The 12,336-nt window shown below is 36.0% G+C and carries 14 protein-coding genes; 7 read left to right on the forward strand and 7 right to left on the reverse strand.

The window, feature by feature from the left end:
• Positions 1 to 38 precede the first annotated feature (38 nt).
• Complete coding sequence (locus tag DEU39_RS21665) at positions 39 to 1,022, reverse strand: D-alanine--D-alanine ligase (RefSeq protein WP_120233458.1); 984 nt, start codon at positions 1,020 to 1,022, stop codon at positions 39 to 41.
• 156 nt (positions 1,023 to 1,178) lie between these two features.
• Here DEU39_RS21665 and DEU39_RS21670 point away from each other — a divergent pair, with 156 nt between their 5' ends.
• From DEU39_RS21670 to murI, 5 genes are all read left to right on the forward strand, one after another.
• Complete coding sequence (locus DEU39_RS21670; protein WP_120233351.1) at positions 1,179 to 2,273, forward strand: PASTA domain-containing protein; 1,095 nt, start codon at positions 1,179 to 1,181, stop codon at positions 2,271 to 2,273.
• A gap of 73 nt (positions 2,274 to 2,346) precedes the next feature.
• The gene (locus tag DEU39_RS21675) at positions 2,347 to 3,420 is read left to right on the forward strand and encodes an RluA family pseudouridine synthase (protein WP_174525208.1); all 1,074 of its coding nucleotides are present in this window, start codon (positions 2,347 to 2,349) and stop codon (positions 3,418 to 3,420) included.
• Between the two features lie 51 nt (positions 3,421 to 3,471).
• Positions 3,472 to 4,422 carry a PorP/SprF family type IX secretion system membrane protein gene (locus DEU39_RS21680; RefSeq protein WP_047428474.1) on the forward strand — a complete coding sequence of 317 codons (951 nt, stop codon included), beginning with the start codon at positions 3,472 to 3,474 and terminating at the stop codon, positions 4,420 to 4,422.
• A 51-nt stretch (positions 4,423 to 4,473) separates the two neighbouring features.
• A complete protein-coding gene (gene hemW / locus DEU39_RS21685) occupies positions 4,474 to 5,598 on the forward strand; it encodes a radical SAM family heme chaperone HemW (RefSeq protein ID WP_120233352.1) in 1,125 nt (374 codons plus the stop codon).
• 60 nt (positions 5,599 to 5,658) lie between these two features.
• Entirely contained in the window at positions 5,659 to 6,489 is an 831-nt protein-coding gene (murI, locus tag DEU39_RS21690; RefSeq protein WP_062675613.1) for a glutamate racemase, read from the forward strand.
• A gap of 77 nt (positions 6,490 to 6,566) precedes the next feature.
• Here murI and DEU39_RS21695 read toward each other — a convergent pair whose 3' ends face one another.
• Entirely contained in the window at positions 6,567 to 7,166 is a 600-nt protein-coding gene (locus tag DEU39_RS21695) for a nitroreductase family protein (protein ID WP_120233353.1), read from the reverse strand.
• 84 nt (positions 7,167 to 7,250) lie between these two features.
• Between DEU39_RS21695 and DEU39_RS21700 the strand changes: the two genes are divergently transcribed.
• Positions 7,251 to 7,598, forward strand: a complete 348-nt coding sequence (locus tag DEU39_RS21700) for a winged helix-turn-helix transcriptional regulator (protein WP_034693356.1) — start codon at positions 7,251 to 7,253, stop codon at positions 7,596 to 7,598.
• Here the strand turns inward: DEU39_RS21700 and DEU39_RS21705 are convergent.
• The 5 genes from DEU39_RS21705 to DEU39_RS21725 form a co-directional block, all read right to left on the reverse strand.
• Complete coding sequence (locus tag DEU39_RS21705) at positions 7,595 to 8,167, reverse strand: RsmD family RNA methyltransferase (protein ID WP_062675611.1); 573 nt, start codon at positions 8,165 to 8,167, stop codon at positions 7,595 to 7,597. The genes DEU39_RS21700 and DEU39_RS21705 overlap by 4 nt on opposite strands.
• Positions 8,168 to 8,250: 83 nt before the next feature.
• Complete coding sequence (locus tag DEU39_RS21710) at positions 8,251 to 8,967, reverse strand: DUF3822 family protein (RefSeq protein ID WP_120233354.1); 717 nt, start codon at positions 8,965 to 8,967, stop codon at positions 8,251 to 8,253.
• A gap of 18 nt (positions 8,968 to 8,985) precedes the next feature.
• A complete protein-coding gene (locus DEU39_RS21715; protein ID WP_120233355.1) occupies positions 8,986 to 9,480 on the reverse strand; it encodes a Smr/MutS family protein in 495 nt (164 codons plus the stop codon).
• Between the two features lie 125 nt (positions 9,481 to 9,605).
• Positions 9,606 to 10,103 (reverse strand): metallophosphoesterase family protein, encoded by a 498-nt coding sequence (locus tag DEU39_RS21720; RefSeq protein WP_120233356.1) that lies wholly within the window; start codon positions 10,101 to 10,103, stop codon positions 9,606 to 9,608.
• Between the two features lie 58 nt (positions 10,104 to 10,161).
• Complete coding sequence (locus DEU39_RS21725) at positions 10,162 to 10,629, reverse strand: hypothetical protein (protein ID WP_062675605.1); 468 nt, start codon at positions 10,627 to 10,629, stop codon at positions 10,162 to 10,164.
• Positions 10,630 to 10,717: 88 nt separating this feature from the next.
• On the opposite strand from DEU39_RS21725, the gene DEU39_RS21730 reads away from it, so the two are divergent.
• Positions 10,718 to 12,262, forward strand: coding sequence for a serine hydrolase (locus tag DEU39_RS21730; RefSeq protein WP_120233358.1), 1,545 nt, complete (start codon positions 10,718 to 10,720; stop codon positions 12,260 to 12,262).
• Positions 12,263 to 12,336 lie beyond the last annotated feature (74 nt).

Consider the following 12,336-nt stretch of genomic DNA (forward strand, 5'->3'; position numbering starts at 1 on the left):
GCTATGTATTTATTATTTCTAACCTCTAATTTCTATATTTACTTATTAAGTGCTTTTTCTACTTCATTTCCACAAAGATCCATAATGGAAATTCCATAATGTCTTGCCTGCTGAGGGAGAATACTTGCGGGAGAGAATCCTGGGTTGGTATTCATTTCAAGCATATAAGGAATTCCGTTCATCAGAATGTATTCACTTCTTGAAAAACCACTCATGCCTAATGAATCGTAAGCTCTTTTGGCGATTTCTTCCACTCTTTTAGTGGTCTCTTCGTCAATTCTTGCAGGGGTAATTTCTTCAGAAGCACCTTCATATTTTGCTTCATAATCAAAGAACTCATTGGTAGGAACAATTTCTGTAATTCCTAAAACAATAGTTTCTCCTTTAAAATCAATAACTCCTACAGAAACTTCCATCCCGTCCAGGAAACTTTCAATCAGGATTTCGTCATCTTCCTTGAAAGCAATTTCAGTAGCGGCAATCAGTTCCGATTTTTCTTTTACCTTAGAAATTCCCAGAGAAGATCCTGATTGGTTAGGTTTTACAAATAAGGGAAGGTTAAGTTCTGATACAATTTCATCCACATTGATGTCTTCCCCTTTTCTTAAATAAATACTTTTTGCAGAAGGAATTCCGTATTTTGATAACACGGCAAGAGTGTCTTTTTTATTGAAAGTAAGGGCACTCTGGTAAAAATCACAACCTGTATATTTTTGACCGATGGCATCCCAGTAGGCCTGAAGAATTCCGTTTTCTCCCGGAGTCCCGTGGATGATATTGAAACAAACATCAAATTTTAAAGTTTCCCCATTATCTAAAGTTACAGAAAAATCTCCTCTGCTGATGGCATATTTTTTATCATTTTCACCTAAAAAATACCATTCATCTTTAAGGACTACTACTTTATATACGTCATAGAGATTTCTGTCTAAAGAATCATAAATCAATTGTCCGCTTTTTAAGGAAACAACATATTCATCGGAATAGCCTCCCATTACTACGGCAACACTTTTTTTATTCATAACCATATAGTATCAATTAAGGCAAATTTAATCATTTTATGCAATGCAATATGGGAAATCGGCAAATTTTAAAATCAAAAATGAATTGTGTTAAATAAAAAGTCCATTCTAAAATTATTAGCTATATTTGCGGTTATAATTAAAGTATTTTTAAGTATGCTTAAATCACTTTTCAATTGGAAAGTTTTACTGAATTTAGTAGTAGCCATCGGTGTTTTCGTTGGGCTGGTATGGCTCACATTTCGCTGGTTGGAGTACCATACTAACCACGGTCAGGAAATTCCTGTTCCCAATATTGTAAATAAATCGGTACATGATGCCGTAAAAATATTAGATGATACAGGGCTGGAATATGAAGTAGACAGTGCCAATTACGACCCGAAATACAGACCATTCCAGGTATTGCAGGTATATCCTGCACCAGGTTCCCGTGTAAAAGACGGAAGAACTGTAACGCTTAAAGTAAATCCGAGAACATGGGCTCCTATTGCGGTGCCGAATGTTATTAATAAATATTCCGGACTGGCCTTTCAGAGATTGGATCAGGTAGGTCTTAAAATCGGTGATACGATTTATGAGCCTAGTATTCAGAAAGATGCCCTTTTAAGAATATTATATAAAGGAAATGCTGTAAACCCAGGTACGCGTTTACCAAGATTCTCTACGATTGATGTTGTGGTAGGATCGGGGCCAATGAGAAATATTTCTATTCCTAATGTTGTAGGACTTACGGTAAAAGAAGCAAGAGCTGTTATTACCAAGAGTATGTTTGAAGTAGGGCTGGTAGAGCATGAAGATGGAAGTAAAGATGAATCTGATATTATTTATTATCAGGATCCTGCCTCCGGAGATGTTCGTGATCAGGGAATGCAAATCGATCTTTGGGCAAGTAAAAAGACTCCGGCAGAATTAAGAGCGAAAGTAGAGCAGTTGAATTCTATCTATCGTATGAAAGTGGATACTTCACTTCCTCCGGTACGATATGAAGAAGTGCATAGTGAGCCAAGTTATGATGCTCCGGTTGTACCCGCTCCTGCTCCAAAAAGAGAAACTCCAAAGCCGGAAGCTCCGAAGACAGAGGCCCCTAAAAATCAGACTACAGCAGCTAAACCAGCTGCTGCAACTGTTGAAAAACCTAAAACACCTGCAGGGAACGGTACTCACACTGCTGGAGGTACAACAAAACCTGCAGCAACAACAACACAACAGCCTGCTCAAAAGCCAAAAGCTAAGAAGGTTGTCGTAGAATAAGATCAGATTAATATCAAAAATACAGGCTTCAACTATAAAATGTTGAAGCCTTTTGTGTAAAAAATATAAAACAATGTCAGAAGATAACGACGATTTTTTAGATGAAGAATTATTAGATTCCAACAGTATCGAAAACATCGATATTGATGAGGAAAATAAAGGATTGTATGAACATCTTAATATCACTGTCGACAGCAAACAGGAACCATTAAGAATAGATAAGTTCCTTTTAATATACAGACAGAATTCTTCAAGGAATAAAATTTCACAGACCTGCAGAGCCGGAAATGTTATAGTGAACGGAACAGCGGTGAAACAGAATTACCGTGTAAAACCGGGAGATCAGATCTCAGTTTTGCTTACCCATCCTCCAAGAGAAAATGTCATTATTCCCCAGGATATTCCTGTGAACATCGTTTATGAAGATGATGACTTGGTTGTTGTGGATAAGGAAGCGGGAATGGTGGTACACCCAGGATTTGGAAACTGGGACGGAACATTGGTGAACGCATTGGCCTTCCACTTTGAAAAGAATGGTGAAAAATCAGATCTTGACAGGGTAGGGCTTGTTCACAGAATTGATAAAGATACCTCAGGACTATTGGTGATTGCCAAGAATGAATATGCATTAAGTTTCCTGGCAAAACAATTCTTTAACCGAACCACCAAAAGGCTGTATTGGGCTTTTGTGTGGGGAAATATGCAGGATGAAGAAGGTACCATCAGAGGCCATATCGGAAGGCATCCTAAAAACAGAATGCAGATGTCTGTTTATGAAGATGGCAGCCAAGGAAAACACGCGGTGACCCATTATAAAGTGCTGGAAAGATTCAAATATATGACCTGGGTGGAATGTAAACTGGAGACCGGAAGAACGCATCAGATCAGGGCTCATTTCAGACATATCGGGCATACTTTGTTTAATGATGAAAGATATGAAGGACATACACCTTTAAGAGGGGTAAATCTTCCAAAATACAAGCAATTTATTAAAAATGTTTTTGAAATTTTGCCAAGACATGCCCTTCATGCCCATACCCTAGGATTTATACACCCAACAACAAAAAAGGAATTATATTTTGAGAGCCCAATGCCCAAAGATATGGCGGATGCCGTAAAAAAATGGAGAAATTATTTAGAAAACTAAAAATATATTGAGAATTTTTTTATATTTGTTGAATTGAAATCAAGATTTGTTATGAGAAAACTATATGCTATCGTATGTTTAGCTCTTTTGTCAAATGCATACAAAGCACAAGAATCACTACCATACTATCAGCAATATCTTTTGGATGGTGAGTTCCTGTTCAACCCAGCTCAATACGGAAAAACAGATTACGTACAGCTCAACGCCAATTATCAACAACAATTTTCAAAATTCAGTAATTCTCCGAATGTTCAGTCAATCGGGATTAATGCGAATATATTTGATAGAGTAGGTGCTGGTATTTCCGTGTTTAGAGACAGTAACGGACCGATCTCTGCTGGTGGTATCACGGCTGGTGCTTCATATTTTATTCCGCTAAGTAGTGAAGGAGACAGAAAAGACCAATTCTCTTTCGGTACAAGTGTTAACTTCTATAACATGAATTTTGATTATTCAAAAATCAATACTGAAGAAGGTGGTGACCCACTATTGAGAGGTGAAGAAAGTAACATCTTTATGGTATATGCAAACTTCGGTTTGGCAGCTACCTACAGAGGTTTATTCGGGGGTGTTTCCGTAAATGATATCGCATTAAGTAATGATGCTTCTATTGTAAACAACTACGAGCCTTCTCCAATTAAATTCTTCTTAAACTTAGGATACAACTGGAATATTGCTGATAATATTACATTAGCACCTTCAGCATTAATCAATCTTAATACAAATTCAACGAGAATGATAGACTGGAACCTAATGGCTACATTCTCTAATGATATTAACGCATTCTCTTTCGGGGTAAGTTACAGAACGGTTCAGAACAGATTTGATAATCAGAACCTAAGTATCTCTCCAATTGTAAAAGTAAGATTCAACAAATTCATGATCGGAGCTACTTATAACCTTGGATTATCTGATATCCAGAGCTATGGAGGAAACAGCTTCATGATCGGTCTTGGATATAACTTCGACAACTTTATTAATGCTAGAGGATTTAGATATTAATTAATTTAATTTAAATAAATTTGAGCTCTGAAATTTTTCAGAGCTTTTTTTATGATTTATATTCACATTCCGTTCTGTAAACAAAAATGCAGTTACTGTAACTTTCATTTTTCAACATCCCTGAATTTCAAGGATGATATGCTTCGTGCTATGAAAACTGAAATACTATTGAGAAAAGATGAGCTACAGAATAAAAATCTGAAATCCCTGTATTTTGGTGGGGGAACTCCTTCTATTCTTTCTGTGGATGAGATCAGTTCTTTAATAGATGATGTTCTGAAGTACTTCAGTTTTGAAAACGATATAGAAGTCACTCTGGAAGCCAATCCCGATGATCTGGATAAAGACTTTTTAAAACAGCTGGCGGGAACACCGGTGAACAGACTGTCTATTGGTACTCAAAGTTTTTTTGAAGAAGATCTTAAACTGATGAACAGAGCTCACAGTGCTTCCGAAGCAGAAAGTTCCATCAAACGGGCACAGGATTTCGGCTTTGAAAACCTGAGTATTGACCTGATCTATGGTTCACCCACATCCAATCTTGAAATCTGGAAAGAAAATCTGAATAAGACAATTGCTTTAGAAGTTCCTCATATTTCATCTTATGCATTAACTGTTGAGCCCAAAACAGCTTTAGAAAGCTGGATTTCAAAAGGGAAAATAAAAAGTCCCAAAGAAGAAGAGCAAAACAGTGAATTCTATTATCTATCAGACTTTTTAAAAGACAATGGTTTTGAACATTATGAAGTGTCTAATTTTGCAAAACCTGGTTTTTACTCACGACACAATTCTGCTTACTGGAAATACAATGAATATCTTGGAATAGGCCCCTCAGCACATTCCTATAACGGATTTGATGTAAGAAGCTGGAATGTAGCCAATAATCAGCAATACATCAAAAAACTGAATGATAAACTTCTGGCTAAAGAAGAAGAAATTCTTTCCCATGAAGATCAGTTTAACGAAATGATTATGATTGGTTTACGTACCATTTGGGGTGTAGATCTGGAAAGTTTAAAAAATAAATTTTCAGACAGAATGCTGGAACATTTTCAGAGAGAGAGCAAGTTCAAAATTGAGGAAGGTATTTTAATCATTGAGAATGAACATTTAAAAATTCCTGAAAAACATTGGTTTATGGCAGACGGAATTGCGTCGGATTTGTTTATTGTATAATGTTTGTATGTATACAGCATGCCATAAAATTCACTATTTTTGTATAAAATTTCAACTCATTTGAAAACGAAAAAACAAGATTATTCACATCTTTCACCCAACCAGCCTATCGGAATTTTTGATAGTGGAGTAGGAGGTCTTACTGTTGCCAAAGAAATTAAAAGACTTCTGCCTCACGAAGACCTTATTTACTTTGGAGATACAAAGCACCTTCCTTACGGAGAAAAATCCAAGGAAGCGATTATTGAATATTCTACAAAGATCACCAATTTTCTGCTGGAGCAGAACTGTAAAGCCATTGTCATTGCCTGTAATACGGCAACGGCTAATGCTTTAAATGAAGTGATGCAGTCTGTTGCGGGAAAAGTACCTGTAATAGACGTTATTAACCCTGTTGCTGAAAAAGTATCATACGAAATCCATAATAATGTAGGCGTCATTGCTACCAAAGCAACCGTGAATTCAGGATTATATAAAAAGAGCATCAGAAAACATAATAAATGGATCAAAGTGGATGAACTGGCAACACCATTACTGGTTCCTGCCATTGAAGAAGGATTTAAAAACCATCCGATCACCCATGCTATAATCTACAATTACTTGAGTAACAGTAAACTGAAGAATATTGAGACCTTGATTCTGGGCTGTACCCATTATCCTCTTTTAATAGATGAAATCAAGCAGTATTATGGAAACAGAGTCCGTGTAATAGATTCTCCGAATATTGTGGCTAACCATTTGAAGATTATTCTGGATAAGTATAGTCTTTTAAATGATAACAATCACCAGCCGAATTATCACTTCTACCTTTCCGATCTTACCAAGAATTTTGAAAAGATCTCCAAGAAGTTCTTTGGAAAAACCATCGATTTAGAATTGAAAGTATTATAAATAAAAAGTCTGCCTCATATTGAAGCAGACTTTTTTATTAGGCCTTTGTGAAAGAGATTGTGAAATTTGTGTTTATGTTACGCCTCTATAATTACTTTTTCAGCATTCAGCCTTTTCTTCGGATTGAATTTCGGCTGATTAGCATCTGCTTCATCTCTCTGTCCGATGGCTACGGCAAATAAGGTTTCATATTTTTCATTATTCAGAACAGCATCATAACCCTCCGGTTCAATTCCTTCCATTGGAGTAGAATCTATTCCCATTGCTGCGCATGCAGACAAAAGAACTCCTAATGATAAATATACCTGATGACCAAGCCATGATTTTATTGCTTCTTCTCCCTTAGGTTTTACCATCGTTCGGTAATAATTAACAGAACCTTCAGGAAGGTTTTCTTCAATTTGCTTTTCAAAGTTTTCTATGTTTCTGATCACTTGAAAAACAATTACATGACTACTATCCAGTACTTTTTCTTTATTAAAATAAGACTTGTCACCCAATTGCTTTTTCAGTTCCGGATCATTAACGAAAATAAAATTCCATGGCTGGCTGTTAATGGAGGAAGGACTTAAGTTTAAAATCTCCTGAAGCGTTGCAATTTGTTCTTCACTGATTTTTCCCTGTGGATTATACTTTTTTACAGTATACCTGTTTTTCATTTGGTCTAAAAAGTTCATAATTTTATACTATCATTTTTATAGTTACAAAATTAATTTAAGTTTCCTAACTTTGCAATAACGGTAAAAAATGATAGTATAAAAATGTATACAATAGATAATAAATCCTATCCCTGCTGTACCAGCGTTACGATGAAATTTATCGGTGGGAAATGGAAAGCAGTAATTTTACACCACCTTATTGGAGGAGCGAAGCGTTATAATGAAATAAGAAAATCCATTCCTACTATTACGGAAAGAACATTGAGTTTGCAGCTAAAGCAATTGGAGGAAGATGGAATTGTTGACAGAAAAGTTTTTACAGAAAAACCTCCTTTAGTGGTAGAATATGAATTAACGGACTTTGGAAAGACGCTTTTACCTGTTTTAGAAGCTATAACAAAATGGGGCGAAGAATCTCCGGTCATCTCAAAAAAAATAATCAGGAATTAAAGTTCCTGATTATCTTCTTTATTGGGTTCAAAAAAACTGAAACTTACGTTTCCGTATTTTCGGGTATCTATTAAATTGGGATGGTCAAGTTTCATACGACTTTGGTGCTCTACAATAAGAACTCCGTTTTCCTTCAGGTATTTATTGTTTAAAACAAGAGAAATCAGCTCGTGGTATTTTTTCTCTTCCATTTCAAAAGGAGCATCAGAAAAAACAATCTCAAAAGATTTTTTATTTCTGAATTTTTTTAGCCAGTCAAAAACATCGCCTCGCTGTACATTGATCTGAAGTGCCATGTCAAGCTCAGATGCAGTGGTATTTATAAAGGCGGTATGCTTCGGATTCAATTCTACAGACGTTACATTTTGACATCCTCTGGAAGCAAATTCAAAGGTGATAGAGCCAATTCCTGCAAAAAGATCAAGCACGGAAATCGACTGCATATCGTATTTATTTTCCAGAATGCTGAATAAAGCCTCTTTCGCAAAATCGGTGGTAGGTCTTACTTCAAAGTTTTTAGGAGCTGCAATTTTTTTGGCTTTCCATTTGCCTGATATTATTCTGAACATATTTTTGTTAGGGTTTGGGTAATAGATTTTAGGTATTGGGTAATATGTTTGGATTCTGATCCCTATTACCTGCGGCCTGAAACCTAGTTAAGTATAAAATTCTTATTGGGAATATTGTCAAAGACAATTTTCAGATTTTTAACAAATTTCTGAAGTTCGGAAATAAACGTTTCATTTTCCGTCGTTTCTCCATAAGCATAAAAGCTGGTTTCATTGATTCCGAAACCGATCTTGCTCAATGTAAACATAATGAAGTAAAGGAAATCTACTTCAGAATTGACATCCAGATTATTATAAAGAATGATTTTCTTATTATCAATCGCAAAAAACTCACATTGATTGTGATACAGATTGATATGAATTTCCTTATTCGTTTTATTATTGATTGAACTTAAAAACTTTTCCCCGGAGAAATTAAAATGAACCGGTATTGCCAGTTCTTTTATTTTCTTATAGTAGTTTTTCGGGAACGTATAATAAAACTGAATATTGAATTTTTTGTTGATAGAAAGCATCAGCTCTTCTTTCTCTCTGTCGGTAGGAGCATTGAAGGCAATTAAATCAAATCCTGCATCATGCTCAGAAAAACCTTCCGGCATCAGGGTAAAGTGGTTCAATGCTGAAATCACATGGATTTCGTCATAGCGCTGCTTTATAAGAACTTCATCCAGCTTTTGGTCAATAAGACTGGCTGGTGTCTCTTCAGTAACGAAATAAGACTTTTCTTCCAGAATGTTTTTGTTTTTAACAATCTGATAGATTAATCCGTCTTTGGTAAAAAGTAAATTAAGTACGTTCATATTTCAATTCCTGCAAATTTAGTGAAATTCTACCATTACCGCACCCGATTGATGGTGAAGTATTTCCTTATTATAAAAATCAATATTAACCTGGCTTTCCAATACATCCCGAACCATCCTCTGTAAAGTCCCGTCGCCAATGCCGTGAACAATTTCAAGTCTCTTCAGGTTGTTTTTTCTGCAAAACTCAATCACTTCAATCAGTTTTTCCTTTTGAATAAACAATCTTTCAAAACTGTCATAATCATTGGGATTCTTTACCAAATTATGAAAATGCAGGTCTAAAACCAAATGATTTTTCTGATGTTTTTTAGAAATGATTTTTCTAGGCTCCGCTTTTCTTACGACTCTGATATTTTCATAAAGATCAGCATCTTTAGGAACCAGTTTTTCTTTGGGATACTGATGAGTAAAACCATATTCGTCTTTAAAAACGACAATATTACCCTTCACGGAAGTAACTACTCCGCTTAAATCTTCATCTACTACCGAAACCTTATCGCCAATTTTCATATTTTTCAAGACTTCTGTGAGCCATTATTTGTGCAAAGGTAAAAAGTAAAACGGATGAACACAAACTCCTCTACCTTCGAACTCTACAACACTCAAACCCTCCAACTTTCACACACTCTTCCTCATCACACTCTTGGTCCCAGTTCAATGACCTCCAGATCTTTGATTTCCTCACCATCCACCACAAAGCGCATCATGGTTCTCACTTTATGCCAACCCTGTTTTCCGCAAGCTCCCGGGTTGAGATGAAGAAGACTGTTTTTCTGGTCATACATTGCTTTTAAAATATGGGAATGACCTGAAATAAATAATTTCGGAGCTTTTTCTGCAATTTCTTTTTTTGTAAGTGGAGTATATTTTCCTGGATAACCTCCGATATGGATCATGAGAACTTCCAGTTTTTCACAAAAGAAACGGTTCACTTCCGGAAATTCTGCCTGAATTTTAGCATTATCAATATTTCCATAAACACCCCTCAATGGTTTTATTTTTTCCAGTTGTTCAATGACATCCAGACTTCCGAAATCTCCACAATGCCATACTTCGTCAGCCTGAGAAGCATATTCAAGGATACGGTCATCAATATAAGAATGGGAATCGGAAAGAAGAAGAACTTTTGTCATGTACTGCCATTTTTAAGACTGCAAATATAAAGAAGCTTTTATCAATTCACAGGAGAAGCTAATCAGTAATATTTTTTGTTTTCCTTATAGAATCAAGTTTCTTTTCAATATCTGCACTGAAGACCTTTTTCAGTTTCAGTTGATTCTCTGTAAGCTTTGAAATGACAAAAGTACCGGTCATATTGGTATTAGAAGGGAAAACCAACGTTACTGTAGAATCTGAAGCTTTTTTCCAGCTCCCGATATAACGGTCTGGCTTTTCGTTTTTTTTATTTACAGGTTCTTCCAGGGTATCATATCTTAAGGTAGATTTAATTAGATTTCCTGTGATTTTTCCATTTTTCTGAAATCTGATTCCTTCTCTTCTTGCCTCAAAACCATCCTGTTTTTCGTAAGTATAGATATAAGTGTCCATTTTACTTAGATTCCAGGTCTGCAAAAGTAAAGGGTTTGAAGTTCTGTCCTGGGCTTTGACCCCAATGATAGCGAAAAGAGAGAAAATACAGATACAAATAGGCTTTTTCATGAATACAACTGATTTATTGTAAAGTTTTAATACAGCTAAAATTAGCATCGCTTAATATTTAGTAAATTTGGGAAAATTAAAATAAACAATGAAACAGAAACTTTCTTTTTTCATTTTTCTTTTGACCGTAGGATTGGCCAATGCGCAGGTTGAAGAAAAAAAGCTGGACGAACTGATCCAAAATACCCTGAAAACCTTTGATGTACCGGGAATGTCAGTAGGAATTGTGAAAGATGGCAAAATGATCTATTCCAAAGGGTTTGGGGTACGTTCTCTTACAACAAAGCAGCCAATGGATGACAATACGCTGGTAGGCATTGCTTCCAACTCAAAAGGCTTTACCTGTACAGCATTAGCCATCTTAGCAGATGAAGGAAAACTGAACTGGGATGATAAAGTTTCAAAATATATTCCTGAGTTTCAAATGTATGATCCCTACGTTTCTCAAAATGTAACGATCAAAGATCTTATTACTCACAGAGCGGGATTAGGACTTGGCCAGGGAGATCTTATGTTCTTTCCTGAAGGAGGAAACTTGACTGTTAATGATATTGTTCATAATGTGAGATACCTGAAACCGGAAAATCCTTTCAGAACAAAATTGGATTATAACAATATCATGTTTATTGTAGCCGGAGAGGTCATTCACAGAGTTTCCGGATTAAGCTGGGCAGAATTTATTGAGCAAAGAATTATGAAGCCTGTAGGTATGACTTCAAGTTTCGGAAGCTATAACAGAGCAAAAGCTATAGCTAATAAAATTGATGCACACGCTCCTGTAGACGGAAAAGCAATTGCTGTTCCTCACGACTGGAATGAGACGGGCAATGCAGCAGGAGGAATTATGAGTAACATTAAAGACATGACCACGTGGGCGGAATGTCTGTTGAATAACTTCACCACAAAAGATGGTAAAAAACTGGTTTCGGATAAGAATGTTCAACAACTTTGGAGTCTGCAGATTCCGGATAGAGTGGCTGCAAAAAATCCTTATGATACAAGTTTCTATGGATACGGTTTAGGATGGTTTTTAAGTGATGTTAAAGGACACAAGCAGGTACAGCATACCGGTGGATTGATCGGAACGGTAACACAGTTTACATTAATTCCGGATATGAAACTGGGAATTGTAGTCTTGACGAACCAACAGTCCGGAGCCGCTTTCAATACTATTACGAATACCGTGAAAGATTCTTATCTTGGGGTAGCCGACAGAAACTGGCTGAAAACCTATGGCGAAAGAATGGCTAAAATGGAAGCCGAATTCAGCAAACAAAAGAAAGATGCTTTTGCAAAATCCGAAGCCTTCAAAAAAGAAAAAGCACTGCAGCCAAAAGCAGAACAGTTCACAGGGACATATAATGATATTTGGTTTGGTGATGTAGAGATTGCTCAGCAGGGAAATAGCTACAGAATTTCGTGCAAAAACTCTCCAAGATTAAAAGGAGAATTACTTCCATACTCTAATAATTCTTTTATTATTAAATGGGACGACAGAAGCTATGATGCAGATGCCTATATTATTTTCAGCTATGACGAAAACGGAAAAGCAGAATCTGCAAAATTAAAAGCGATCTCTGATGTGACGGATTTTAGTTTTGATTTTGATGATCTGGATTTGAAGAAGAAATAAAATCGAAATTACATAAGATATTTTATAGAGAACGGGCTTTGATCCGTTCTTTTTTTGTTTGTTAACCTCGAATG

The organism is Chryseobacterium sp. AG363, from assembly GCF_003610675.1.
In the GTDB taxonomy this organism is placed as follows: domain Bacteria; phylum Bacteroidota; class Bacteroidia; order Flavobacteriales; family Weeksellaceae; genus Chryseobacterium; species Chryseobacterium cucumeris.

Excerpts from the sequence above, each read along its gene's own strand:
- DEU39_RS21665 (WP_120233458.1), bottom strand. The coding sequence starts at position 1,022 with ATGAATAAAAAAAGTGTTGCCGTAGTAATGGGAGGCTATTCCGATGAA.
- DEU39_RS21670 (WP_120233351.1), top strand. The coding sequence starts at position 1,179 with ATGCTTAAATCACTTTTCAATTGGAAAGTTTTACTGAATTTAGTAGTA.
- DEU39_RS21675 (WP_174525208.1), top strand. The coding sequence starts at position 2,347 with ATGTCAGAAGATAACGACGATTTTTTAGATGAAGAATTATTAGATTCC.
- DEU39_RS21680 (WP_047428474.1), top strand. The coding sequence starts at position 3,472 with ATGAGAAAACTATATGCTATCGTATGTTTAGCTCTTTTGTCAAATGCA.
- hemW (WP_120233352.1), top strand. The coding sequence starts at position 4,474 with ATGATTTATATTCACATTCCGTTCTGTAAACAAAAATGCAGTTACTGT.
- DEU39_RS21695 (WP_120233353.1), bottom strand. The coding sequence starts at position 7,166 with ATGAACTTTTTAGACCAAATGAAAAACAGGTATACTGTAAAAAAGTAT.
- DEU39_RS21700 (WP_034693356.1), top strand. The coding sequence starts at position 7,251 with ATGTATACAATAGATAATAAATCCTATCCCTGCTGTACCAGCGTTACG.
- DEU39_RS21705 (WP_062675611.1), bottom strand. The coding sequence starts at position 8,167 with ATGTTCAGAATAATATCAGGCAAATGGAAAGCCAAAAAAATTGCAGCT.
- DEU39_RS21710 (WP_120233354.1), bottom strand. The coding sequence starts at position 8,967 with ATGAACGTACTTAATTTACTTTTTACCAAAGACGGATTAATCTATCAG.
- DEU39_RS21715 (WP_120233355.1), bottom strand. The coding sequence starts at position 9,480 with ATGAAAATTGGCGATAAGGTTTCGGTAGTAGATGAAGATTTAAGCGGA.
- DEU39_RS21720 (WP_120233356.1), bottom strand. The coding sequence starts at position 10,103 with ATGACAAAAGTTCTTCTTCTTTCCGATTCCCATTCTTATATTGATGAC.
- DEU39_RS21725 (WP_062675605.1), bottom strand. The coding sequence starts at position 10,629 with ATGAAAAAGCCTATTTGTATCTGTATTTTCTCTCTTTTCGCTATCATT.
- DEU39_RS21730 (WP_120233358.1), top strand. The coding sequence starts at position 10,718 with ATGAAACAGAAACTTTCTTTTTTCATTTTTCTTTTGACCGTAGGATTG.